The sequence below is a fragment of the Vibrio sp. R78045 genome (genome assembly GCF_042466085.1).
In the GTDB taxonomy this organism is placed as follows: Bacteria; Pseudomonadota; Gammaproteobacteria; order Enterobacterales; family Vibrionaceae; genus Vibrio; species Vibrio cyclitrophicus.
The window spans coordinates 968,848-992,269 of the sequence record NZ_JAXHBS010000013.1; the positions used below are offsets into that span (position 1 = coordinate 968,848).

General features: G+C 45.2%; 23 protein-coding genes. 10 read left to right on the forward strand and 13 right to left on the reverse strand.

Translation table 11 applies throughout. From position 1 onward, the window contains the following. Positions 1-81 precede the first annotated feature (81 nt). From SJY39_RS14905 to SJY39_RS14935, 7 genes are all read left to right on the forward strand, one after another. Entirely contained in the window at positions 82-1,362 is a 1,281-nt protein-coding gene (locus SJY39_RS14905; protein ID WP_010432426.1) for a cyclopropane-fatty-acyl-phospholipid synthase family protein, read from the forward strand. Further along, entirely contained in the window at positions 1,340-1,861 is a 522-nt protein-coding gene (locus SJY39_RS14910) for a DUF2878 domain-containing protein (protein WP_016790498.1), read from the forward strand. The genes SJY39_RS14905 and SJY39_RS14910 overlap by 23 nt, the downstream gene beginning before the upstream one ends. A 3-nt stretch (positions 1,862-1,864) precedes the next feature. Beyond that, a complete protein-coding gene (locus SJY39_RS14915; protein WP_102385051.1) occupies positions 1,865-2,476 on the forward strand; it encodes a chalcone isomerase family protein in 612 nt (203 codons plus the stop codon). Beyond that, entirely contained in the window at positions 2,473-3,015 is a 543-nt protein-coding gene (locus tag SJY39_RS14920) for a DUF3833 domain-containing protein (protein WP_016766892.1), read from the forward strand. Before SJY39_RS14915 ends, SJY39_RS14920 begins: the two co-directional genes overlap by 4 nt. A 264-nt stretch (positions 3,016-3,279) precedes the next feature. Next, a complete protein-coding gene (locus tag SJY39_RS14925) occupies positions 3,280-3,543 on the forward strand; it encodes a hypothetical protein (protein WP_010432418.1) in 264 nt (87 codons plus the stop codon). Positions 3,544-3,757: 214 nt separating this feature from the next. After that, on the forward strand, positions 3,758-4,432 hold the full coding sequence (locus tag SJY39_RS14930) for an SDR family NAD(P)-dependent oxidoreductase (protein ID WP_016790500.1): 675 nt from the start codon (positions 3,758-3,760) through the stop codon (positions 4,430-4,432). 112 nt (positions 4,433-4,544) lie between these two features. Further along, positions 4,545-4,784, forward strand: a complete 240-nt coding sequence (locus tag SJY39_RS14935; protein ID WP_010432413.1) for an RNA-binding protein — start codon at positions 4,545-4,547, stop codon at positions 4,782-4,784. A 139-nt stretch (positions 4,785-4,923) separates the two neighbouring features. On the opposite strand, the gene SJY39_RS14940 is transcribed toward SJY39_RS14935, so the two are convergent. The 5 genes from SJY39_RS14940 to SJY39_RS14960 form a co-directional block, all read right to left on the reverse strand. Further along, complete coding sequence (locus tag SJY39_RS14940) at positions 4,924-5,268, reverse strand: ribosome recycling factor family protein (RefSeq protein WP_016787125.1); 345 nt, start codon at positions 5,266-5,268, stop codon at positions 4,924-4,926. A 173-nt stretch (positions 5,269-5,441) separates the two neighbouring features. After that, on the reverse strand, positions 5,442-6,674 hold the full coding sequence (locus tag SJY39_RS14945; protein WP_046209018.1) for a MalY/PatB family protein: 1,233 nt from the start codon (positions 6,672-6,674) through the stop codon (positions 5,442-5,444). A 129-nt stretch (positions 6,675-6,803) separates the two neighbouring features. After that, positions 6,804-7,265 (reverse strand): OsmC family protein, encoded by a 462-nt coding sequence (locus SJY39_RS14950; protein WP_016785476.1) that lies wholly within the window; start codon positions 7,263-7,265, stop codon positions 6,804-6,806. Positions 7,266-7,291: 26 nt separating this feature from the next. Continuing rightward, positions 7,292-7,684 carry a GFA family protein gene (locus SJY39_RS14955; RefSeq protein WP_010432401.1) on the reverse strand — a complete coding sequence of 131 codons (393 nt, stop codon included), beginning with the start codon at positions 7,682-7,684 and terminating at the stop codon, positions 7,292-7,294. Between the two features lie 108 nt (positions 7,685-7,792). Then, complete coding sequence (locus SJY39_RS14960; RefSeq protein WP_016790503.1) at positions 7,793-8,728, reverse strand: LysR family transcriptional regulator; 936 nt, start codon at positions 8,726-8,728, stop codon at positions 7,793-7,795. A gap of 125 nt (positions 8,729-8,853) precedes the next feature. Here SJY39_RS14960 and SJY39_RS14965 point away from each other — a divergent pair, with 125 nt between their 5' ends. The 3 genes from SJY39_RS14965 to SJY39_RS14975 all read left to right on the forward strand — a co-directional run bounded on the left by SJY39_RS14965 (position 8,854) and on the right by SJY39_RS14975 (position 11,995). Further along, positions 8,854-9,537 (forward strand): SDR family oxidoreductase, encoded by a 684-nt coding sequence (locus SJY39_RS14965; protein ID WP_016793146.1) that lies wholly within the window; start codon positions 8,854-8,856, stop codon positions 9,535-9,537. Between the two features lie 75 nt (positions 9,538-9,612). Next, complete coding sequence (locus SJY39_RS14970; protein ID WP_372042766.1) at positions 9,613-10,821, forward strand: MFS transporter; 1,209 nt, start codon at positions 9,613-9,615, stop codon at positions 10,819-10,821. A gap of 85 nt (positions 10,822-10,906) precedes the next feature. Next, complete coding sequence (locus tag SJY39_RS14975; protein WP_372042767.1) at positions 10,907-11,995, forward strand: alkene reductase; 1,089 nt, start codon at positions 10,907-10,909, stop codon at positions 11,993-11,995. A 307-nt stretch (positions 11,996-12,302) separates the two neighbouring features. On the opposite strand, the gene rlmJ is transcribed toward SJY39_RS14975, so the two are convergent. From rlmJ to SJY39_RS15015, 8 genes are all read right to left on the reverse strand, one after another. After that, a complete protein-coding gene (rlmJ, locus tag SJY39_RS14980) occupies positions 12,303-13,169 on the reverse strand; it encodes a 23S rRNA (adenine(2030)-N(6))-methyltransferase RlmJ (protein WP_016795790.1) in 867 nt (288 codons plus the stop codon). Positions 13,170-13,405: 236 nt separating this feature from the next. Further along, entirely contained in the window at positions 13,406-14,344 is a 939-nt protein-coding gene (gene secF, locus SJY39_RS14985) for a protein translocase subunit SecF (RefSeq protein WP_016785471.1), read from the reverse strand. Positions 14,345-14,346: 2 nt separating this feature from the next. Continuing rightward, positions 14,347-16,146: a protein translocase subunit SecD gene (gene secD / locus SJY39_RS14990; RefSeq protein WP_102282473.1), complete on the reverse strand. Its 1,800-nt coding sequence runs from the start codon at positions 16,144-16,146 to the stop codon at positions 14,347-14,349. A gap of 271 nt (positions 16,147-16,417) precedes the next feature. Then, positions 16,418-16,882 (reverse strand): hypothetical protein, encoded by a 465-nt coding sequence (locus SJY39_RS14995; protein ID WP_010432361.1) that lies wholly within the window; start codon positions 16,880-16,882, stop codon positions 16,418-16,420. 293 nt (positions 16,883-17,175) lie between these two features. Then, positions 17,176-19,956 (reverse strand): M16 family metallopeptidase, encoded by a 2,781-nt coding sequence (locus SJY39_RS15000; RefSeq protein ID WP_372264074.1) that lies wholly within the window; start codon positions 19,954-19,956, stop codon positions 17,176-17,178. 215 nt (positions 19,957-20,171) lie between these two features. Then, positions 20,172-21,020, reverse strand: a complete 849-nt coding sequence (locus tag SJY39_RS15005) for a LytTR family DNA-binding domain-containing protein (RefSeq protein ID WP_016793140.1) — start codon at positions 21,018-21,020, stop codon at positions 20,172-20,174. Positions 21,021-21,071: 51 nt separating this feature from the next. Continuing rightward, positions 21,072-22,130 carry a sensor histidine kinase gene (locus SJY39_RS15010; RefSeq protein WP_372264075.1) on the reverse strand — a complete coding sequence of 353 codons (1,059 nt, stop codon included), beginning with the start codon at positions 22,128-22,130 and terminating at the stop codon, positions 21,072-21,074. After that, the gene (locus tag SJY39_RS15015) at positions 22,130-23,422 is read right to left on the reverse strand and encodes a hypothetical protein (RefSeq protein ID WP_016766877.1); all 1,293 of its coding nucleotides are present in this window, start codon (positions 23,420-23,422) and stop codon (positions 22,130-22,132) included. Before SJY39_RS15015 ends, SJY39_RS15010 begins: the two co-directional genes overlap by 1 nt.

A 23,422-nucleotide genomic window follows, 5' to 3' on the forward strand; every position in this document is an offset into this window, starting at 1 on the left:
GAACTGAGTTATCTCAAACCGACGAGCAATACTCAATTTTAGTTGGCCGAAAAATTAGAATGAGTTCTCAGCGAGGTTGACATGGAACAGCTTGCAAAACAAAACAACAATATTGAACATCAAGCTAAAGCCGTTGCTGTTTCGAGCAACTGTAAATATCGTGCTTTAATATTCAAAGTTCTTGAGCGTCTGCAATTTGCGACTCTTGAAGTGATTGAGCGTGACCAACATTCAGTGTTCGGCGACAGAGAAGCAGACCTCAAAGGTCAAATCGTCATTCATGATGCTACTTTTTTTAGAGACGTTGTCATCAACGGTAGTATCGGCGCTTCAGAAGCCTATATTGACGGTAAATGGACAAGCCCTGACCTCACACACGTTATTCAGATCATGGCTCGAAACCAAGCGCAGCTTGACGAACTAGACGACAAAACTCAGTGGATCTCTCGAATCAAAAACCTGTTGTTGCGTCGTAAGAATGTGAACACTGAACAAGGCTCTAAAAGAAACATACTTGCACATTACGATATCGGCAACGAACTCTATGAACGCTTCTTAGACAGTTCAATGCAATACTCTTCGGCTATCTACAGCAAGGAAGCGGAGACCTTATCTAAAGCTCAGCAGAACAAAATGAAGACCATTTGTGAACGGTTAGAGTTATCGGAATCCGACAGTGTCGTTGAGATTGGTACGGGCTGGGGTGGCTTAGCTATTTTTATGGCTCAACATTACGGATGCCATGTCACTACAACCACCATATCAGATGCGCAACATGAGCTCGCGGAGCGGAGAGTAAAAGCGCTCGGTTTAACGGACAAAATCACCCTACTTAAAGAGGATTACCGCAACCTCTCTGGCGAATACGACAAACTCGTATCGATTGAAATGATCGAAGCCGTTGGTCATGAATACCTGCAAACTTTCTTTGAAAAGTGTTCTTCGCTGCTAAAGCCTTCGGGAAAAATGTTAATTCAAGCGATTACCATCGCCGACAGTCGTTATGAAAAATATCGCAAAGGCGTCGACTTTATTCAGAAATACATATTCCCTGGCGGTTGCTTACCCTCTGTTTCAGTCATGACTCAGCATCTTGCCACCAGCACTGATCTTGTGGTTCAAGAGATCGATGATATTGGCTTGCACTACGCTCGAACGCTAAGCGATTGGAACATCGCCTTTGAAAACAGCTGGGACGAACTTGAATCTCTCGGATATTCAGAAGAGTTCAAGCGCTTGTGGATCTTCTATTTCTGCTACTGTGAAGGTGCATTCAAAGAGCGAGTAATCAGCACTCACCATTTAGTGGCAAGAAAACCTCGTTACTTTGGAGCGAAAGATGAAACGGTTTTGGATTATTAATCTCGTTCTGTTTCAAGCGACCTGGGTTTGTAGTGCGTTTTTTACCGCGCAAGCCCCGTTCGTGACCCCATTGATCGTGGTGGTTCACTTCCTTCTTTCTCCAACCCGCAGAAGCGACCTCAAAATACTCGCTTTATTACCGTTAGGGCTGTTGCTTGATAGCTTCTTACTTCATTTCGGCGTGTTTGCAGTCGACTCAGAGATTGCTAATCAATCTTGGTTTCCTGTGTGGCTTGTTTGCCTGTGGATCATGTTTTTAATCAGTTTCAATCACAGCCTAAATTGGCTTTTAAAATGCTCGAAAGTGATCTTGTTTGTCATAGGGTTCGTAGCAGGTACTAGTAGTTATTGGGGAGGTATCAAAGCAGGTGCCCTCATTACTACTTGGCCAGATGCTTGGGTGCTTGCCGCCCTTGCAATAAGTTGGGGGATTTTGTTGCCCTTACTGGTGGCCGCCTACTCCAACTTGGTCCAACCTAAAATGGCAACAACGAGGTGATTTATGGCTTATTCACGCAAACCGACGCAAGCGTTCAGACCAGAGAGCGATAGCAGTCGCGTTCGTATTCATTCAGGCTCGTTTGCTCAAACCAGCTCAAACCCGCAAACTAACAATAAACTGCTCAGCTTAATCGCCTTAGCGTTAGTTTGCGCTGCACTCCTTTTTACCGGAAATTCGAAAGCTTCTGCCGTCGATGATTTGAATAAGCGTGGTCAAGGCGAGATGAGTTACCTGTTTTGGACACTTTACTCGGCCGAGTTCTACACCACACCCTCTAATTCGGAGCGAGCGTTAAAAATTGAGTACTATCGATCTATTGATAGTCAAGACTTAGTAAATGCAACCAAAGATCAGTGGAGTAAACTTGGTTACTCTAGCAGTAACATTCAGCGTTGGTTGAAACCGTTATACGCAATGTGGCCGAACGTTGAAGAAGGAAGCACCCTAACCATCCGTGTCGCTGAAGATAATGTGAGCCGTTTTTATTTCGATGAACAACCTATCGGCACCATACAAGACAAACAATTTGGTGAGGCCTTTCTGGCGATTTGGCTCTCTGAAAACACATCCGAGCCGCTTCTACGCAAGCAACTTTTAGGTTTGAATAAATGAATCCAAAGACAAAAATATTAAAATTCACCCTAGCTATTTTGTCACTCACTTGGCTAGTCGGCTGCGGTTCGGCGAGTTTAGATAATCACGCAAACACCACTCCAGAGCTCAAGCTTGAAACCTTTTTCAACGGTGAACTTAAGGCCTATGGCATGGTTCTCGACCGTTCGGGCGATTTATTGCGACGCTTTGATGTCAAACTCATCGCCACTTGGGAGGGTAATAACGGAGTAATCAAAGAGTGGTTTTTTTTCGCTGATGGCGAGCGTTCAACTCGAGTATGGAACCTAATCAAGACCGGAGAAAACACGTATACCGGAACGGCCAATGACGTAGTTGGTACCGCTTATGGTGAAACTCAAGGTTCAGCTCTATATTGGAAATATGATTTAGAAATTGAAGTAGACGGCAGCACTTATGAAGTAGTCTTGGATGACTGGATGTTCTTAATGGACGAAAAACGCTTATTTAACAAAACTGAAATGTCCAAATTCGGTTTCAAAGTTGGTGAAGTGATCTTATACATTGAGAAGATTTGATTAACCCAATTTTAGGTTCAACAGAGTTTATCTGACATTCCTATAAGCCAACAAGCGCCATTCAGTCCTTACAAAAACCACAGCCTACAACATTAAATTGTAGGCTGTTTTGTTTAATCCCTCGAATAGCGTATCTGCAACATCAAGTCTCTGTGCTAAGATGCGCCACCAGCACACAAATAGGCTAGACTCACACACAGCAGTTCCTATTTGTTTCGCTAAGTGTAGATTCCCTACCATGATTAATTGAAAAGGCTTTAAAGCATGAGCAAGTTGACCTCAGCGGAGCGTAAAGCTCGCGACAATGAACGTTTCTCACAACGCGTAAACGACCGCAGAGAAAAAGGCGAAGACGTAGTTGCTTACGCATTGACCAACAAAAAAGCTGTAAAATTCCTGACTAAGTCAGAGAAAAAACGTTTCAACGAAACGAGAGCAACGCTTCAAGAAGAGAAGCGAGTTAAAGAACAAGAAGAACTAAACCGAATCGAAGACGCATTCACGATCAAACAGTTCGACGAAGAATAATCACGGCTGATTACTCAAAAGCGCTGGCTCAATGCCGGCGTTTTTACTTTCTAGCTCTGCTTCATCATTCTGCTCCTCCACTTTCACTATTCTGTAATCTCGATCTATCGTAAAGACTATCAACTAAGCTATCCGTCAACTTTGGCCATAGATCTCAGAAAAACTCAGCCTAGCCCCTTACTATCTCGAATCAACTCTACAAATTTAAGACAGTATGATTTTAATTACCGGATCAAGCAGCGGATTAGGTGCAGCTCTAGCGAAACAATATGCGAGCTCTACAACAGACGCTCAACGCGTAGCCATTACAGGTCGTAACGCGCAACGTTTAGCTGAAGTGGCGAAAATTCTGCCAGCGAATACCATTAGCCAAACCTGTAACTTATGTGACCCGCAATCAGTAAGCGATTTGTTGGATGCGTTACCTGAAACACCCAAACTGGTCATTCACAGCGCAGGCAGTGGATACTTCGGTAAGATAGAGCAGCAAGACCCAACCACAATCAGCGATATGCTTAAAAACAATATCGAGTCTTCAATCTTTCTGATTCGAGAAATGGTTAAACGCTACAAAGAGCAACCTGTCACCATCGCTGTAATAATGTCGACCGCAGCGCAAGGAGCAAAAGCGGAAGAATCAACTTACTGCGCGGCCAAATGGGCAGTAAAAGGCTTTATCGAATCGGTTAGGTTGGAACTAAAAGGTCACCCGATGAAAATCGTTGCCGTTTATCCTGGAGGAATGGCGACCGAGTTTTGGGGAACGAGTGGCAAAGCGATGGATACCTCAAGCTTTATGACAGCTACAGAAGCCGCTCAGATGCTGCAACAGGCGTTAACCAGCACTGAGCATGGGTATATTTCAGATGTCACAATAAACCGCGGCTAACACGTAAACAGAGAAGCGAATAGCTAAAGAGTTACATTCGAGTAATTATTTGTGAGGGTGAGCATGAAAGTGTGCGACAATGCTCGGCGTAAATTCATATTCAAGGTTTATTATGAAACTTCTAGTTCGTAACCTATCACGCTCTACTGCTGAGCAAGACATCCGTGTTCTATTTTCTGAGTTTGGCTCAGTAAAAGAGTGCAGCCTAGTTTTAGACCAAGAAACTGGTGAATCTAAAGGCTTTGCTTTTGTTGAAATGCCAGAGCACGAAGAAGCTAAAGCAGCACTAAACAAGCTGAACATGTCAAAGCTTGGCAAAAACACGATTCGTGTAAAAGTGGCTAACTCTTAATCGAGTAGACGCTTTGTAAGCCCTACGGCTTAACTGCAACACAAATGATAAAGCCTGTAACGATATTGCGTTGAAAAACGTAATATCGTTACAGGCTTTTTGCTGACCGCAAATCTCTTTTCATACGATTCGAATATGCCTACAGTCCTTCATGTTCATCAATAGCACGTCTTGCCTCTGCCATTGAACATCCAGATTCCATAATCAACTGAGCCACAGTCATTGAGGGTGTCGCGACCAACAGAGATGCCAAACATACCACTGGTTTAGGCAGTACTTTGTCGATTGCGATCGCTATCCAACCGTCTTTTTCGTGGGTTAACATCGTTTTAAACTCAACGAGCTGACGCTCTTGAGCGACCAACATCCAATTACGCGAACGACGAACGCGTTTTAACTGACATCCACACTCTGCAGCATTGGCCATCAATTGGCTCTTATCACTCACACGATGTACAAAACTATTCAATGGGACGCTAAACATAACTCTCTGATAACCAATCCATTCCTACCATTCAAAAGCTCTCTACCTATCTCTCCGAACTTTTTAACTGTTACTCAATAAACCGCACGTAGGATTACACAGACACAAAAAAACCGCCAGTGGTGCACTAAGCAGCCTGGCGATTTTTCGTTTTTTAGGCCTAACGATCGATATCAGCAGCAGCTTTTTGAAGCACCGCTATCACAACAAATTGAACGAGTATGACTTCCTCGCTCAAAGCCATCAATCGCGTCCGCTAAAACATTAAATGATTGCTCGATATTGTCGCGTGACGTCGCAATATTCATTCGCATAAAGTTAGGACTTTCAGCACCAAACCAATCACCTGGAGTTAAACCCATTTTAGCCTGCTCAAACACCACATTTTTTAGCTCTTCTCCCGAAAAGCCTAAGCCTGAGAAATCAAACCACATTTGGTAGGTGCCTTGCGGCTGAAAGACTTTTAATTGAGGAATACGTTGCTCTATAAACTCGGTAATCCACTTAACCGTGTCTTGCAGGTACACCAACATGCCATCTAACCACTCTTCACCCTTTTCGAAGGCCGCCACGGTTGCAAACGTGCTGAATGCATTCCCGTGATCAAGATACATCGCGACCACATTGGTTTTGAACGCTTCAAATAGCTCATCATTGTTGGTGTACACATAGCCGTTTGAGATGCTGTGCATACCAAATGTTTTTGCCGGAGATCCAATTAAGGTGATGACCTTGTCGTAATCAAAGTTGGTTAAACTCGTAAAAGCGTGACCTTCAAAGATAATGTCTGAATGGACCTCATCACTGATGATCAATACATCATGACGCTTAGCAATCTCGATGACTTGTTCAATGTCTTGAGATGTCCACACGCGCCCAGTCGGGTTATGTGGATTACAGAAAATCATCGCCTTCACTTTTTGCTCGATGATTTGTTGTTCCATACCAGCGAAATCAATTTGGTAACCCTGTTTATCACTGCACAACGGGCTTTGCACGACCTGACGGTTTGCTTTATTCACCAAGTTAGAAAACTGATGATATGCCGGAGTGTGGATAAGCACGCCATCGTCTTCGTTGGTAAATTGACGCAATAACAGTGCAATACCTGATAGCACTCCCGGGACCTGAACAAATTTATCAGCCGAAAGGCTCACACCGTGACGCTTTGAATACCACTGAGACAAAGCTTCAAACACCTCTTGCTCACTAAATTCGTAAGAGTACACACCACGTTCAACCAATCGGTTCAGCTCTTGAGTGATAGGTTCTGCAACCTGAAAGTCCATATCAGCAATCCAATATGGGAATACATCTGTGGTGTTATAAATATTCTGTAGCATCTGCGGTTTGTTTTTTATAAACGCATTTTCACCATAGTTAGATGTGCTGTTAAACGCTGTCATGGAGGTGCCCTCAAATAGTATATTCGGTCTTTTTACAATCAACTGAATTGCATCAATACCCTTAAGACGATGGTGAAGCCAGAAAGACGAAACTTTGTAGAAAATAAGATGATGTGATAAAAATTAAACTCACACTTCTACCTTTATCTCTGTTTTGACAGAGTTCGCGATAAAGCAGTTTTTATGGGCTAGGTGATGAAGTTTTTTGAGTTGTTTGGCGGTTGGTTGTTTAGAGCCTAGAAACACAATTTGAGGTCGTAGAGTCACCGTGGTAACCGATGAGCGGCCTGATTCATCTTCTTCAAGCACACCAATTGCAGCATCGACATAAGAGTCGACCACGTACTTCTGCTTTGCGGCAATGCCCAAAAACGTCAACATATGACAGCTAGAAAGTGCCGCGATAAAGGCTTCTTCTGGGTCAACATTCTCTTCTACCGAAAACGGCAGTGGTACCACATGGGGAGAAGACGAAGCTGGCACAGTAACACCGCCATCAAATTCCCACGTATGACCGCGGCTGTATTGATTATCGTTAAAGACTTCATCTTCCGCTTTTTGCCAACGAATGAGCGCACCGTATTCAGACATAGAACTGTTCCTTTTTAATGTTTATCTTATCGATCAGCAGGGTGATTGACACCATCGTTGGTCACTACATCGTCAATATCAAAAGGGTTTACCCCTTCCAAACAACCAATGTTAAACCCGTATTCATTTGGGCTAGAACGGCGTTGATGATGCGTATATATACCGCAGTTCGAGCAGAAGTAGTGCTTAGCCGTATTAGTATTAAATTGATAAAGCTTGAGATGCTCAGCACCTTTCAGAACCTTAATCCCATCAAGCGCCACAGAGCCAACTATCGCGCCTTTACGACGACAGATAGAGCAATCGCAGCGACGCGGCTTTTCGATCCCGTTAGGTAGGCTGAGTTCTAATTCCACCGCACCGCAGTGGCAGGTGGCTTTGTGAAAAGGTTGGATAACCGTGTTACCGACGACTTTCATTTCTCTCTCCAATCACGTCCTTATGTTGCAGGTATCATAACCAGAACGATGATCTCTGTCCGTAAGCTGACGCTGAGTTCGAGAGATCCGTCATACGTAGGTAAGCGTCTACTCTTTACCTGATCTTTCGACCAAACCACTGAAGTTCTCAAGAAGATAATCTAAGAAGAGTCGGATACGTTTCGGCTGATATTTCTTGCTGATGTACACCACATTCAAATCGGTACTGGACACAGACATCGCGGTATTGAAGTTCTTCATGTAGCCGTTAAGTAACGTCACAAGATGCTGATTATTGATGTCATCTTGCACATCCAGAATGGATTTCAGTGCAATCCCCTCTCCTTGTAGCGCCCAATAACGGATCACTTCGCCATCATCCGAAAATCGCTTGGGAACCACCGTCACAGCCTTCTTCATGTCATGATCTTGGAAGTGCCAGGTTTTGAGTTCTTCGTTGCTGCGAAGCATCGCCAGACACGCATGATCAACCAAATCTTGTGGCTTGATCGGCGTGCCGTGTTTAGCGAGATATTCTGGTGAAGCACATAGCACTCGTCGGCTTGGTGATAAGCGTCTAGAGATCAAACTACTGTCAACCAATTCACCGTAGCGGATCACGATGTCCATGCCTGATTCAGCGATATTCGATAAGTTATCGTTCAAATACAAGTAGGGAACAACGTCTGGATACTGCTGACAAAACTCAGTCAAAATAGGAAGAATGTACTGTTTCCCGATGTCTTTTGGCGCAGCAATCTTTAACGGACCTTTAACTTCTTTGACGCCATTTTGAATCAGGTTTTCGGCCTCACTGACGTTGTCTAAAATCTCCAAACACGCCTTGTGATACAGCTCTCCAGAGTCGGTCAAAGACACATGGCGCGTACTTCGATTCAACAACTTCACACCATATCGTTCTTCAAGTGCTTGAAGCCTTGCTGTCATGGTCGCGGGTGATAAACCCAGTTCACGTCCCGCAGCAGCCAAACCTTGATGTTTCACGATACTGACGAACATCGCCATGTCTGAAAACTTATCCATGCTATTCGTGCTCTCGCCCTATTGTTCATTTAAACCGAATAATGAATTTATATTTTAGCCAATTATCAAATTTAGTCGAACAAATATAATGACAACCATCAGCAGAACACGCAGGAATTCAGACCATGAGCAACACACTAGCGAACCAAGAAAAGAGCACTTTTGTCATCATTGGTGGCACATCTGGTATCGGCAAAGCATTAGCAATGCAATTGAGAAACGAAGAAAACACGGTACACATTGCCAGTCGACACACAGGCCTCGATATCAGAGATGAAAAGTCAATTTGTGCTTACTTTGAGTCAATTGGTGCCTTTGATCATTTGGTAATAACCGCAGGCTCATACGCTCCGGGCGGAAAAGTGACAGACGTTGCTATCACAGACGCAAAAGCAGCATTTGATACAAAGTTTTGGGGAAGCTTAAACGTAGCCAAGCACGCCGCACGTTACATGACTCCAAACGGCTCAATCACACTCACAACCGGCATGCTGTCACGCAAAGTGGTTGCTGGTACTTACGTAAAAACCGCGATTAATGCCGCACTAGAGAGCGTGACTAAAGTACTGGCGAAAGAGCTATCACCGATTAGAGTCAACGCCGTCAGCCCCGGCCTTACCATGACTGAAGCCTACAAAAATATGGATGACTCAGCTCGTTCAACAATGTACGACAACGCGAAAAACAACCTACCAGCAGGCAAAGTCGGAGAGGCTAAAGATATCGCAATGGGCTATTTATTCGCGATTAACAACCCATATGTAACGGGGTCAATCATCGACATCGATGGCGGTGCTCTACTCGGTTAACACTCCGCAAAGAACAATCGTTAGGGCGTGTATGTAAACGTCCTAACAAACAAGAATTAACACAGGTACTTCACTATGAAACCAGAAGCGATCCATAAAGAAAAGATCCCATTCCAAGTTTGGATACTGACACTCGCGGCGTTCGCTATTGGTACGGCTGAATTTGTTATCGCAGGCATCCTTCCACAAATTGCCACATCCCTTTCGATCACCGAAGGTCAAGCCGGATACCTAATCAGTGCTTACGCGCTTGCTATCGTTATCGGAGGGCCAATCTTAACCATCTACCTTGCTCGCTTTAACAAGAAGATGGTGCTGATTGGCTTAATGGCACTGTTCATCATCGGTAATGTCTTATCAGCCCTTGCTCCTAGCTACCCACTTCTACTTGCAAGCCGTGTTATCGCAGGCTTAGTGCAAGGTCCTTTCTATGGCATAGGGGCAGTTGTCGCGACCAATTTAGTGTCTGAGAAAATGGCAGGTCGTGCCGTTGGCCAAATGTTCGCAGGCTTAACGCTCGCTAACGTTCTTGGGGTTCCCGCAGGAACTTGGGTGAGCTTGCAATTCGGTTGGCACACCACTTTCTTTACCGTGGCAGCACTTGGCACCATCGCGATGCTTGCCATTCTGACTTCGATTAAGTCGACCGGTCACAGTGAAGCGAAAGACATCAAAACTCAGCTGTTGGCTTTCAAAAACCCAATGCTTCTCATCAGCTTGGCGATCACCGCTTTTGCTTGGTCTGGCTTCATGACGCTTTACGGCTACCTTGCACCTATCGCCATGCACATCACGGGTTACGGTCAAGAATCAGTCACTTGGATCTTAGTAATTGTTGGTGTCGGCTTAATCATCGGTAACACCTTGGGCGGACGCTCTTCTGACAAAGATTTAGGCAAAGCATCAATGTTTTGGGCTATCGCAATGATCGTTTCATTGGTAGTGGTTGGCCTTGTTGTCGACAACAAAATCCTATTCGTTGCAGCTGCATTTGTCTTTGGTATTGCATCATTTGCGAACGTTCCTGCTATGCAGCTTAGAGTAATGAACCACGGTGGCGAAGGCCAAGAACTAGCAGCAACCGCGAATATCTCAGCCTTTAACTTGGCCAATGCTTTCGGTGGTTTCCTAGGCGGCATGGTACTCGACAGCCAACTAGGCGCAGGCATGATTCCATTCACTGCCGTTGTCGTTCCTTTCATCGGCTTGTTCTTGATTGCTAAAGCTAACCGAAACGGAAAACCACAAAGCAACTCAATATTCGCACCAACAGAAGCTAAGTAATTTAAGAACTCAGAAACTTCAAAATGCCAATTCATTCTCAAACTGGCATTGGCACAGCAGCTAAAAATTCACAAAGGTAGAGACCATGAACAAATTATTCGAAACATCAGAACTAAAAGGCCTAGAACTGCAAAGCCGCGTGGTTATGGCACCTATGACGCGCGCTCGTACTAGCCAACCTGGAAACGTGCCAAACGACATGATGGCAACCTATTACCAACAACGCGCAAGTGCTGGGCTTATCATCACTGAAGCCACGCAAATCTCAGATGATTCTCAAGGTTACTCATTCACACCCGGCGTTTATACCGATGCACAAATCGAAGGTTGGAAATCAGTAACCACAGCCGCAAAAGAGCAAGGTGCCGCGATATTCTGCCAATTATGGCATGTGGGCCGCGTGTCTCATCCAACCTTCCAAAAAGGTGAACTGCCAATCGCGCCTTCGGCACTGGCTCCGGTAGAAACTCAGGTTTGGATCTCTGATGAGAATGGTAATGGCAACATGGTCGATTGCATCCAACCAAGAGAAATGACCCAAGCCGATATTGATCGTGTGGTTCAAGATTTTGCTAAGTCAGCGAAGAAAGCGGTCGAGGCAGGATTCAACGGCGTCGAGATCCACGGTGGCAATGGCTACCTCATCGATCAATTTCTACGCACCAATTCAAACAAGCGCACCGACAACTATGGTGGCAGCCGCGAGAACCGACTTCGCTTCCTAATCGAAGTGGTCGATGCTGTGATTGAAGCGATCGGCGCCGATAAAGTTGGTGTGCGTTTAGCTCCTTTCATCACCTTCAAAGACATGAACTGCCCAGACATCGTGCCAACGATTCTAGAGACATCAAAGGCGCTGCAAGCGCGTGACATCGCTTACTTGCACCTATCAGAAGCCGATTGGGATGACGCGCCTGTGATACCTGAAAGCTTCCGTGTCGAGCTAAGAGAACTATTCTCTAACACAATCATCGTCGCTGGCAGCTACACACCAGAACGCGCCGAAGAAGTGTTAAGCAAAGGCTACGCTGACCTTGTCGCATTTGGTCGCCCATTCGTAGCTAACCCAGATCTCGTATCACGCCTACAAAACGGCAACGAACTATCCGATCTCGACGGCGCCACTCTGTTCGGCGGCAACGAAAAAGGCTATACCGATTACCCAGCATTGTAGTGAATTTGGAGGAGATGATGGTTTCTAACCACTAGAAACATTTCCTTCGGGCAAAAGAAAGGCTCGCGTGACTAGTGCGAGCCTTATGCAGTTTAGGGGGTAAACCACAATCTGATATTAATCTTAGACTAATTATTTAACTTATGAGCCTTTATGCACTTGCGCGCATTGATATTCTATTTTTAAATGATTCACTGCAATTAATCAATCGATAAAAGTTAGCGTTTGGTCAATTTAAACCACACAAAAATTAGCGATTTAGTGAGACACATCTCGAAAGTAATCATAAACCCCATATAAATCAGAGCTATAGACTTCTGATTTGCCAATACCCTTCACCATTGGTCGCGAGTTGGCTGTGTAAATAATCGAGCGTATCTGCAACTGTCCCAGCAATGCCTTGTGGTGGATTGAACAACAGTAAACCACTACCGATCAGGCGATCATCACCCTTAGGATCTCGAAGGCGAAGCTCCGATTTAATCGGACTTGGCAGTAAACCATCTTTCACTGCGGTCACACAGTGGTTCAAAATCAGTGAGCTCTTGTCATCCGTGTAGAGCGGGTACCAAATTAGTGCAGATACTTTCTCCGACTGCTGATATGCCTTAACTAAGGCATCAATCACCGCGAGATATTCTGAATCGGTTTCATAGGGTGGGTCGATAACAATCAGATGATGATTGTCATGTTTAGCTACGTCATCAGGTAACGCTTTAAGCCCATCACCTGCGCTAATCGTAAGCTTGCTTGAAACACCCAAGTTACGCTGTAACTTATCGATATTAGTTTGCAGTAAATCAGCTTCATCTTGCTGAATGTCTGAAAAATAGAAGCTATCTTGGCTGCGACCTTGTTGGTAAGTGATGGCGGCAGAACCCGGATACAAAGAGATAAGTTGATTCGGATTGTAGTATTCCAGTACCGACATAAAAGAAGCGAATGCCGGAGGAAGATAAGCCTTATTGCGCCACAAGTACCCGACCCCTTCAGCAAACTCACCTGCATGATTACTTGGTGCGGTGGTGAGGTCATAACACCCTGTACCTGAGTGCGTGTCGATAACATTGAGGCGTGAATGCTGCTGCATTAATGACTGAACAAGTGCACTCAATACTGGATGCTTCAGTGCATCACCATGGTCGCCTACATGACATTGATGTCGATATTCCATTCCCTTGCCTCATTTCTACGAACGTCATCTAAACATACTTCATATCATGAGGGCTTGCCTGATCAATCCATCGTTTTTTGAAATAGGCTCACTTTTCTCTAACCAGTTGACTCTTATATAAAAAATAAAGCCCCTGAACTTACTTAGGGGGCTAAGTAAGTTCAAGGGCTTCATTATTGGGTTCAGTTAATAGCGTAAGTAAATCGGCCTACCGTGCATAAGCTAGCTTAGCTTGACTAAGGGTACTCACCCTCAACTTCCACTGGCGCTTTCACTTGGTAGTGACAAGGCTGTAGGCCAAATAACTTAGGCAGTGTGATGCCGACAGACACTGAAGACCACGTACCGCTGACAATGCCGACAACCAATGCGATTGCAAAGCCTTGCAGCGCAGAACCGCCAAGTAGCCAAAGTGCCGATACGGTGATTAGCGTTGTACCTGAAGTCACCATGGTGCGTGAGAAGGTCGCTTTAACCGATTCGTTAAGCAGGTTATCAGTATCACCGTTTGGATTGCCGCGCAGCATTTCACGTACACGGTCGGCGATGATGATCGAGTCATTGAGTGAGTAACCGAGAATCGCTAGCACGGCCGCCAATACCGTCAGGTTGAACTCAAACTGAGTAAAAGCGAACAGACCCAAGATGAGCGTCACGTCATAGATGATCGCGGCAAGCGCACCAAGTGCCAAACGCCACTCAAATCGTACACTCAAGTACAGCATGATCATGAGGAAACACACCAATACCGCCAAGCCACCTTGGTCAACCATGTCTTGGCCTACTTGAGGGCCAACCACGCTGCTGTTGAGCACTTTCACTTGGTCGCTAACCGTTGTCAATGCATCCACTAAGTTTGGCTGTGGAGTATCTGTCAGTTGGCTGTAACGAATCGTCCAACGATCCTGTTCTGCCATACCAACCACTTGAACGTCTTGTTGGAAAGCCGTGTCGAGTTTTGTTTTTAAGGCGTCTTTAGTCACTTGTTCAGAGAGCTGCACCTCGGCAACTACACCGCCTGTAAAGTCCAAACCCCAGTTAAAACCTTTTACTGCCACCAGCATCACAGAGCTCATGAACAGCACAATAGAGATCATAGACATCACCTTACGAAGGCGAGTCATATTGCTGTTTGAAAAATAGCGGTCTGAAATAGTCATTTTTGAAATACTCATGCTTAAATCCTTACATCGTGGCGTTGGTCACGCCCCCAAACCAAATTGATGATCGCTCGTGAAGCAAAAATGCCCGTAAACATACTGGTTAGAAGACCTAAGCCCAGTGTCAGAGCGAAGCCCTGAATCGGTCCATTACCAATGGTGTATAGGGCTACAGCAACAATCATGGTGGTGACGTTGGCATCGAAAATAGAAGAGAACGCACTGTCAAAGCCACTATCGATAGAACTCGCAAAGCTGCGCCCTTCTTTCATCTTGTCTCGAATACGCTCGAAGATAAGCACGTTGGTATCTACCGCCATACCGACAGTCAATACCAAGCCCGCAATGCCCGGCAGGGTTAATACCGCACCTGGTAGCAAGGCAATCAAGCCAAACAATGTGGTCATGTTCACCACCAATGCACAGTTCGCGACCCAACCTAAGCGGCGATACCATAGCGCCATAAACGTCAGAGTAAGACCCAAGCCAAGCGCCAGAGCAGCAAAGCCGTTGGTTACGTTTTCTGCACCCAGAGATGGGCCAATAGTACGTTCTTCAATGATGGTAACGGGCGCGGTTAATGACCCCGCACGCAACAGTAACGCAAGCTCTTGTGCGTCTGCCAAGCTGCCTGCGCCAGTGATTCTGAAGCGGCTACCCAGTTGAGATTGGATGTTTGCTACACTAATCACTTCACTGTCTTGCTTGCTGTTGCCTGCTCTATCACGGCTGTATTCGCTGTAAACAGTCGCCATTGGCTTACCAATATTATGGCGAGAAAATTCAGACATTTTTTTGCCGCCAGAAGAATCCAGTGTGATGTTTACTTCTGCGCTGCCCATCTCACCAATGCCACTACGAGCATCGATAATGTGTTCGCCACTCAACACAGCCTTGCGGTCGACTACCACGCGGTTGCCGTCTGTGTCCTTCAGCGTTTGAGTGCTGCGCGTTGGGTTGTCGTACACAGAATAGAAAGCAAGTGATGCGGTTGCACCAATCACATCTTTCGCTGCTGCAGGGTCTTGTACGCCCGGCAGTTCAATACGAATACGGCTTTCACCTTGGCGTTGAATTGATGCTTCTGTGATGCCTAACTCTTCAATACGGCTGCGCATGATTTGCAGGTTTTGTTGAACCGTTAGGTTACGTAGCGTTCTTTGCTCTTCTTCAGATTGGGTTAACGTTAGCGATTTATCTGAACGATCACGTTGCCATTGTGGGAACTCTTCACGAATCAGCTTTTGAGCTTGTTCAAAATCAGCATCAGTGCGGAAATTAAACTTAACTTGGTTGTTCACCACTTCACCACGGGCATAACGCACTTCGCTAGTGATCTCGTCGACCACCGCTTGAGCTTGCGCGTGATAAACCGGTGCCATATCCACTTCTAGCAAGAACTGCACGCCACCGCGTAAATCAAGACCTAGTTGAATCGGCGCAAAACCCATATCAGTTAGCCATTTAGGTGCAGCTGGCTCCATCGCTAGAGCAACGGTTGCGCTGTCGAGGAAGCGCTCATTAAGCACTTCTTTGGCTTTCGCTTGCTGCTCTGCATCTTCTAAGATCACAACTAAGCGTTTATCTTTTTGAAAGGCTGATGTCGCTTGAATGCCTTCGCTAGCAAGGTATTGCGTCACTTGAGTGGCGTCGATCGTCTGCTCAGAACGGTTACTGATTTGAACCGAGGCGTCCTCACCAAACCAAGAAGGTAAGGCACTTAGAATCATGATAATGATGGTGGCGATAAGCACCACGTATTTCCACTTTGAGTAGTGGTTAATTTGTTTTCTTGGAATGCGTTTTTTCACAGTCAAGATCTCTTCTTTGTACCAATCACCGTAAATACGAGCTCAAAAATAGAGCCGAAAAAAAGCAGTGTTCGAGCATTTTAACCAGCTTGGGTGACCAGTCATTTACTACGATTGGTATAACTGATGTTTTGCGAACACGAGCGATAGCCGAAACCAGAACAAGCTGATTGAACGGTAATGATGCTAAAGCTGATGTCGCTATGTTTGTCTTGGTTAACTGGCGAGCTCAACGGGCACAAGTGACCATCGAGACGACCAATTTAGGGTCAAACGATTAGCTAAGAAGTTCTCGGAAATGCGAGTATTGGATGTTGCCCTCTTTCCACCCCGAAAGCCGGGAGGACGGAGAACTCACAATGCTGGTCCAATGCTGCTTAGTATCCAACATCGGCGTGTTGAAGAGCAGAGAAGCCAGTAGTGATGGGGGAGAGAAGTCGATCAATAGATGATAAGCAGGCTCAAGGTCGGCCACGCTTTCTTGCTCGTTGCTGAGCATACGTCTAAAGGTTACCGCTTGGAGACTCGATTCAGTGTCGTGATAATTGGAACTATCACCTAAAGACGCAGTGTCAAACTGAACCTGATCACATTCCATGTAGCTCGACGGATTATCCGCAGCAGCTTGTTTACAAAGATTATTCTGCGAAGGCTGCTCTTGAGCGGAGTGGATTTGGAATGGCTTAGAAGGGAACGAATAGCCGTTAGAATTCACTAAGCCAAAGCTCAGTAAAAACAACATTAAGACTAATCGGGTACCTAATTTAAGCAATCTAATATCCAAACAACATTCTCGTAGATCGCCAATTTACAATACAAATGAAACGCTGTCTTGATTTAAAACATTTTTTTAGAAAATGATACGAAGCAACCGATTAAGCGCTCTCGCATTTAGAACTACATGCCTTTAAATGCGGCCAACAACACCTAATACATTGATGTTATGAATAATGTAAAAAAACAAAAAACCAAGCAGTGCATCAGTGCATGCTTGGCTTTGAGTTAAGTCTTTCTGTTTGCTTATAGCTTTAGGCTTTAGGCTTTAGGACGCATGATATTTTTAACCTTACGGCTGTTTTCACCAAATATACGCTGCACAAGTTGATTCATGTCTTCACGAGAAATTGAGCGAATCGTCGCTTTTACGTTAAACAAAGCTGCTACGCCATAGTCGTGCAAAAGATAACGAGACACGAACCATGCTTGGTCAACAGTGCTAGCATCTAAAGGCGTAAAATCCGCTTCTAATTGCTTGCCCGCCGCTCTAACCTCATCTTGTGAGACCCCCTTCAAAAGGTCTGCAACCACTTTATCAATCGCCACTTCTATCTGTTCAGTATTTTCAGGGGCGATCATCGCACCAATAAACCAATCATGACTTGTTTCTCCATCTTGAGATACATAGTAAGAATAAGGTGAATAATCTAGGCTTAAATCTTCACGAATGTACGCATCTAAACGAGTAGAAAGCACGCGTTGTAGCAGATCTTCCATAAAGATATCTTTCGCCGTTTGCCCTCTTACCATTCCAGTATTAACGGAAGGCTCCGCAATCACTCTTAGCATGTACTCAGTACTGTTGGCACTGTTAACCGCCAAATCAATACGCGCTTTGGAAGGGTGCTTGTACGCGACGTTAAAGTCAGGTGCAGCGGTTTTCTCCAACGGAATAGAAGCCAAGTACTGGCGAACCAAAGGTTTCAGTTCACTAGGATCAATATCGCCCACCATAACCAGTTGGTTACTTCGCAATTGCCCGAATAACTGCTGATGCACATTCTTTACATCCTCAACGGAAACCGCTTCAACACTTTTTCCGTCTAACAACACATGATCGCTGTTTGCTTGATAAGTATTTTTGTTCATTGCATAGGCGAACTGACCAGCTGGGCTTGCTAGGTAGGATTCTCGGTTTTGAATGAACTCTTGCTTAACCGCCGCTAGTTGCTCTGGTGATACTTTCACTGATGTCACGATCGCGTTGAGTGCGGCAAAAGTTTCCGCTAAACCACTCTTTTTGATCTTAAACTCGACGCCGTGGCGAGTCGGTTCGATGAACGGATAAACTTTAATATCTTCACGATCAAGATGCGCATCAAGCTCCGTTCCTGTAAAACTGCCAACACCACTTCGACCAATAGCCGCAAGAGCCAACTCGGTCGCTGGATATAAGCTTGAGTCTAAAACGGCCTTGCCCCCTAAGCTTGTGTAGTACATACCCACTTCATTACCAGCAAGAGAATCACGCAGATACCACATATCGATACCATTACTGAGCGTCCACTTTTGAACATATGGGTCAATATACATCTGTTCGACCAACACAATATCACCTTGAGAACTCGGTACGGCAAAAGCACTGCTGGTCACTGCAAGCACAGGTTTGGCGCCCGCTTCGCTATAGGTTGCTTTTAAGCTATCGATAGCTTGGGTAACCGCAACTTTATCTTCGCTTTCACTCATCCCTACCACTAAAAAATAGTCACTAGAAAGCAAGGCATTGATACTGGCATTAATCCCTTCAAGATCGAGATTCGCGACAAACTCTTCAAGGCTCGCTTCATAGTCTCTTTGTGATTGCACGGTTTGCTCGTTCACTAAAGCCAACGTTTTCTGATTAGCGTGTTGAGCACTGTCCATGTTGTCCCAGTCGACCTCAACATTATCGAGCAAGTCTTGATAATAGTTCTGCTCGCTGATGATCTCACTTTCAGAGACACCATAATCACGTAGAGATGCCAATGTCGCGATAAGCTCTTGTTGAGTCACCTCACGCGCACCAACAGGGAAACCAACACTGATCGATGAATAGCGCTGATATTCCATTGAGTAATGTTCAGCCACCACCCATTGAGTCGCTAAGGCCGCGTCATTGAACTTGGTGTTGAGTCGTTGTCGAATCAGTTGTTGTGCAGTTTCATCGAGCCAAAGTTGATGCTGTTGTTCGCGAGTCTTTATCTCGCTTGAACCTCGGTTGATCATCAAAGAAATACTTGGGGTTTCCCCTTCTGCATACTCGATATAATCACCGTCATTGAACTTTATGATTCTTTGTTTTCCTGGCTTTGGTGTTTCACCACGTTCCCAGCTAGAAAACTTCGCTTCAATGAGTGGAATAGCCGTTTTTTTGTCAATGTCACCCGAGACAATCACCTCGACAATTTGGGGCTGATACCAAGTCTGATAAAAGCTATTTATCCCTTGAGAAGTCGCGTTGAGCACAGCTCCTTTGGAACCCAATGCATCTTGGTCTTCATACTGGCTGCCCTCTATAAAGTGATCGAAGAACTGCTCTGCGAATGGTTTATCATCTAAGCGTGCATAACGAAATTCACCAATAATAACGCCTTTCTCTTTTTCTACTTCCGTATCGGCGATTTCAAGGCCATCACCGACATCACGCAGCCAGGTTAAAGCCTGCTCTAATTGTGTATTATCTGGTAAATCTAATTCGTATACGGTTTCTTGGTAAGAGGTATAAGCATTAATATCAGCACCAAAGCTAGCGCCGGCATCTTCAAATAAGCGAATCACGTCATTTTGAGAGAAATTCTTGCTGCCATTGAATGCCATGTGCTCCAAGAAATGAGCATAACCTTCTTGTTGGTCAGTTTCTTGGAACGAACCCGCGTGCACGACGAACCGAACAGATACGGATTCTTCATGATCTGGATAAACATGGTAGGTAAGACCATTTTCTAGCTGGCCTGATGTCCATGCCGGATCCGGCTGGATTAAGGTTTCGGTGATATTTGATGTTGAACTACAGCCAACTAAGGTAAGGCATAGTGCCGTCGCTAAATAATATATTTTCATAACAACCTCTTAATGTCATTCATCAACAATATACAGATTGAATTAATGATTATTATTTAATATTTAACCCGATGAATATCTTTGTGATCTGCATCCTCATTTTATAAACCATCACGCGCTATAAAAAATCGACAGTATTCGTTTAAAATGGCGTTTTGATAAGAACTTATTACGTCCCTTTAAAATCAATGGCTACATCCCTTTAAGCTAGTTCTCTACATACCCTTAAACAAAGCTTGCGACGCTCGACTAATAGGTAGCTTCTCGCCTGATACATACGCCGACATTTGACCTGAGAGCCCTTTCTTCACCTTATCAATGGCCGAGACTTTCACCACGACAGAACGATGGATCTGCCAAAACTCATCAGGATTAAGCTGGGCGATCAGCTCTTTTAGTGATACGCGAAGAATAAACTCCTCTAACGAACCGCCTTGGCCTTTTTTGAATATCGAGACGTACTTGTCTTCCGCTTTGAAGTAAGCCACATCATCAACGGCGATAAGGTGGATGTCTTCCCCAACGCTGGCTTTGAGCCAAGTGAGATGCTTTTTCTGAGATTGAGAAGGAGACAGCATTTGCTGTGACGTCGATTGTGATAACTGTTGAAGCTGAGCCATTAACGCCGTGATATTCGGTTGTTCTGGCGTAATACCTGATTGCGCTTGGTTACTCGACAGACGCGCTTGCACCTTCTTACAGGTAGCGAGTAAGCGCTCTTCATTGATCGGTTTAAGCAGGTAATCCATCGCATTGTGCTCAAAGGCTTTAACTGCGTATTCATCATAAGCGGTAATGAAAACCACCAAGGGCGGCGAATCTAGCTTGTTCAATTGTTTCGCCAACGAGATACCATCCAGCTCCGGCATACGAATATCAAGAAAGACCACATCAGGCTCAAACTGCTGAATACTCTGCATCGCCTCCAATCCATTTGTTGCCTTGCTGACAATCTCTAGCTCAGGCCAAACCTCAGCAAGGCTCTTGTCTAGGTGATGCCTTAACAGTGCTTCATCGTCTGCGATAATTGCCGTTACGTTCGGCTTTACTGCTGGGTTAGTCATTATTATTCCTTTAAATTCACACTGTAAATCGTCTGTTTTTAGTTGCTGTTCTTAGAGTTTCGGCTCATCGCTCTCGGAGCCAGTTTCGCTTATGAGCGGTAATAAGATCGTCGATACCACCCCACCCTCAGCTTGCTTAGTGATCGTCAGGCTAGCTTTCTCACCGTAAAGAGTTTCTATTCGCTGACGAATATTGCTCAACCCAACACCGTGCCCCGTATTCGCAGAAGGCGTTTTTAGCCCAGCGCCATTGTCTGAAACTTCGATTTTTAGCAGCTGTGCTTGTTGAGTAATGCAGATATTCACTTTACCACCTGCGGCTTTGGGCTCGATGCCGTGCGTGAGTGCATTTTCGACTAAAGGTTGAATCAAGAACGGGGGAATCACCTGCAAATAGCTAATCTCGTGTGTTTCAATAGAAAACGCTAAACGCTCACCCAAACGTATCTTTTGGATATTAAGATATGCGTCTAACAAGTCGACCTCTTGTGCGATGGTCGATTGCTCAGTACGGCTGTTTTTCAAAGTCACACGCAACAAGTTAGTCAGTTTTTCGAGCATCAACTTGGCTTTCGAGCTGTCACTCTCAATCAATACATTGATGGTCGCAAGTGTGTTGAACAAGAAGTGCGGTTCAATTTGGCTTTGCAATTGCTTAAGCTGGCTTAGCACCACCACCTTTTCTTGATCGGCCTGACGACGTTTGGCTACTTCCAATTCGTTGTCGGCACGTAACTGTTGCTCTCGGGTGTAGAAATAGTAATAGCAAACCGAACAGAAAATCACACCGAGCAACACCACAGATTTAAGGTCCGAGATATTGGCCCCGAAATATCCGTTCAACCAGTAGTGCGCATTCAAGGTACCAACCGTCATCGCGAACATCATTGAGATCCCCACTTCAAGCGTTCGGGATGTTCTCTTGAACAACTTAACCAACATGAAAGAAGAACCCACCGCGCTGTAGCCAAAGCCAAAACTGATTGCCAGGTTAACCGTTAATCCACCGCCCCAAATCGTATGGGTTGTAATCGCAATAAGAACACAAAATAGCGTGGTGAACGCGAAGCTTTTAATCCATGAAAACCGACTGTTTGAAGAAGTGTTCATTAAAATCGTCCTTTGATATTTAAGAGAATCATATGACTATCAGGTAAGTTGGCGTAAGCAGAATCACTTTTACCTTCTAGAAAGCGTGCAGCAAGTTCCAAATCCAACGATGAATTACCATTATCTAAAGCCTGATAGTTGAGCCACTGCGTTGCAATAAAGCCGCCGTCTTGTGGAGATAACATGACGTCGAATGTCGGCGTGATATCTTCAAGCCAGCCATGTGTCGAATCCATAGACCAGTGAAACATGATGTTGTGTTGAACTAAATTGGCGTGCTGATAGCCTTGCGCATAAGAACCTGCCAACGAAGCTGTCATCGGATTAACCGACAAAGACACTGCACTTTCTATCGCACTTTGCCATTCAGAGTTACTCCAAGCTCGGCTATCAAACCAATATTCCAGAACCACATTGTGCCCCGAGTCATTGGCCCATGTTAGTCCTGCCAACGCTTGATAAGCCTCGCCCTGCTCTTCTAGATAAACCGGTTTAAGCATTGAGCTCGGCTGACTGTAGCCTAGGCTTTGTCGCTGATAAACCACAGAACCGTGAAACTCCCACGCGAGGTTTAATACCGAAACCAAACTAGCCCCGAGCAAGCCGTGGCGTACATCATCGTAATAAGCGACCCATTGATATTCGTGATCGCCCACTAAGTTATAACGACGTATCCCAAGCCCTTGTTGCTGATTCTGCTTTTCGAATTCATTTACATCTTGGGAAGTCCATGACGAATCACTGTAAAGCAATGTCCACTCGCCCGTCATATCGAACAGTGACGCCGAGGCGACTCCCGCCCCTTCTTCAGCCACAATACCCACAGGATTTTGGCGATAAGGTTTGATGATGTCTAAAGGCCGATAGCCATAACCCACCCCCCAATCCAAACGAACCTTACCAAGCGTCACATCAAGATAGTGGTCACCGATTACTGAATTCGACATCTCAACACCACCTTGCCAAAACAACTCACGCACAATGAATTCAGACTCAAAGCTCGCGTCTTGTTGTTGAGGGTTGTTGCTTAGAATATCGTTGGCTTTCACGGCAAACAGGCCAAGCCAATTGCCATAGCCAACCTCTAGATCCAGCAAACCATTGAGTGACTGACGATTATCTGATGCTAAAGGACTGAATGGCGATTCTCGCGATTCAACCGACTCAGCGCTCAGTTGCCAATCCCAGGCCAAGCTCAGATCGTCTGCTTGAATCGTGTTACTCACACAAGACAAAGCAAGCAAAGTAGTGATTGAAGACTTTATGTGGAATCGGCGATTGGGCGCTTTCAT

Bases quoted from the DNA above. Each gene is read 5' to 3' on its own strand.
- SJY39_RS14905 (WP_010432426.1), top strand. From the start codon at position 82: ATGGAACAGCTTGCAAAACAAAACAACAATATTGAACATCAAGCTAAA.
- SJY39_RS14910 (WP_016790498.1), top strand. From the start codon at position 1,340: ATGAAACGGTTTTGGATTATTAATCTCGTTCTGTTTCAAGCGACCTGG.
- SJY39_RS14915 (WP_102385051.1), top strand. From the start codon at position 1,865: ATGGCTTATTCACGCAAACCGACGCAAGCGTTCAGACCAGAGAGCGAT.
- SJY39_RS14920 (WP_016766892.1), top strand. From the start codon at position 2,473: ATGAATCCAAAGACAAAAATATTAAAATTCACCCTAGCTATTTTGTCA.
- SJY39_RS14925 (WP_010432418.1), top strand. From the start codon at position 3,280: ATGAGCAAGTTGACCTCAGCGGAGCGTAAAGCTCGCGACAATGAACGT.
- SJY39_RS14930 (WP_016790500.1), top strand. From the start codon at position 3,758: ATGATTTTAATTACCGGATCAAGCAGCGGATTAGGTGCAGCTCTAGCG.
- SJY39_RS14935 (WP_010432413.1), top strand. From the start codon at position 4,545: ATGAAACTTCTAGTTCGTAACCTATCACGCTCTACTGCTGAGCAAGAC.
- SJY39_RS14940 (WP_016787125.1), bottom strand. From the start codon at position 5,268: ATGTTTAGCGTCCCATTGAATAGTTTTGTACATCGTGTGAGTGATAAG.
- SJY39_RS14945 (WP_046209018.1), bottom strand. From the start codon at position 6,674: ATGACAGCGTTTAACAGCACATCTAACTATGGTGAAAATGCGTTTATA.
- SJY39_RS14950 (WP_016785476.1), bottom strand. From the start codon at position 7,265: ATGTCTGAATACGGTGCGCTCATTCGTTGGCAAAAAGCGGAAGATGAA.
- SJY39_RS14955 (WP_010432401.1), bottom strand. From the start codon at position 7,684: ATGAAAGTCGTCGGTAACACGGTTATCCAACCTTTTCACAAAGCCACC.
- SJY39_RS14960 (WP_016790503.1), bottom strand. From the start codon at position 8,728: ATGGATAAGTTTTCAGACATGGCGATGTTCGTCAGTATCGTGAAACAT.
- SJY39_RS14965 (WP_016793146.1), top strand. From the start codon at position 8,854: ATGAGCAACACACTAGCGAACCAAGAAAAGAGCACTTTTGTCATCATT.
- SJY39_RS14970 (WP_372042766.1), top strand. From the start codon at position 9,613: ATGAAACCAGAAGCGATCCATAAAGAAAAGATCCCATTCCAAGTTTGG.
- SJY39_RS14975 (WP_372042767.1), top strand. From the start codon at position 10,907: ATGAACAAATTATTCGAAACATCAGAACTAAAAGGCCTAGAACTGCAA.
- rlmJ (WP_016795790.1), bottom strand. From the start codon at position 13,169: ATGGAATATCGACATCAATGTCATGTAGGCGACCATGGTGATGCACTG.
- secF (WP_016785471.1), bottom strand. From the start codon at position 14,344: ATGAGTATTTCAAAAATGACTATTTCAGACCGCTATTTTTCAAACAGC.
- SJY39_RS14995 (WP_010432361.1), bottom strand. From the start codon at position 16,882: ATGTTGTTTTTACTGAGCTTTGGCTTAGTGAATTCTAACGGCTATTCG.
- SJY39_RS15000 (WP_372264074.1), bottom strand. From the start codon at position 19,956: ATGAAAATATATTATTTAGCGACGGCACTATGCCTTACCTTAGTTGGC.
- SJY39_RS15005 (WP_016793140.1), bottom strand. From the start codon at position 21,020: ATGACTAACCCAGCAGTAAAGCCGAACGTAACGGCAATTATCGCAGAC.
- SJY39_RS15010 (WP_372264075.1), bottom strand. From the start codon at position 22,130: ATGAACACTTCTTCAAACAGTCGGTTTTCATGGATTAAAAGCTTCGCG.
- SJY39_RS15015 (WP_016766877.1), bottom strand. From the start codon at position 23,422: ATGAAAGCGCCCAATCGCCGATTCCACATAAAGTCTTCAATCACTACT.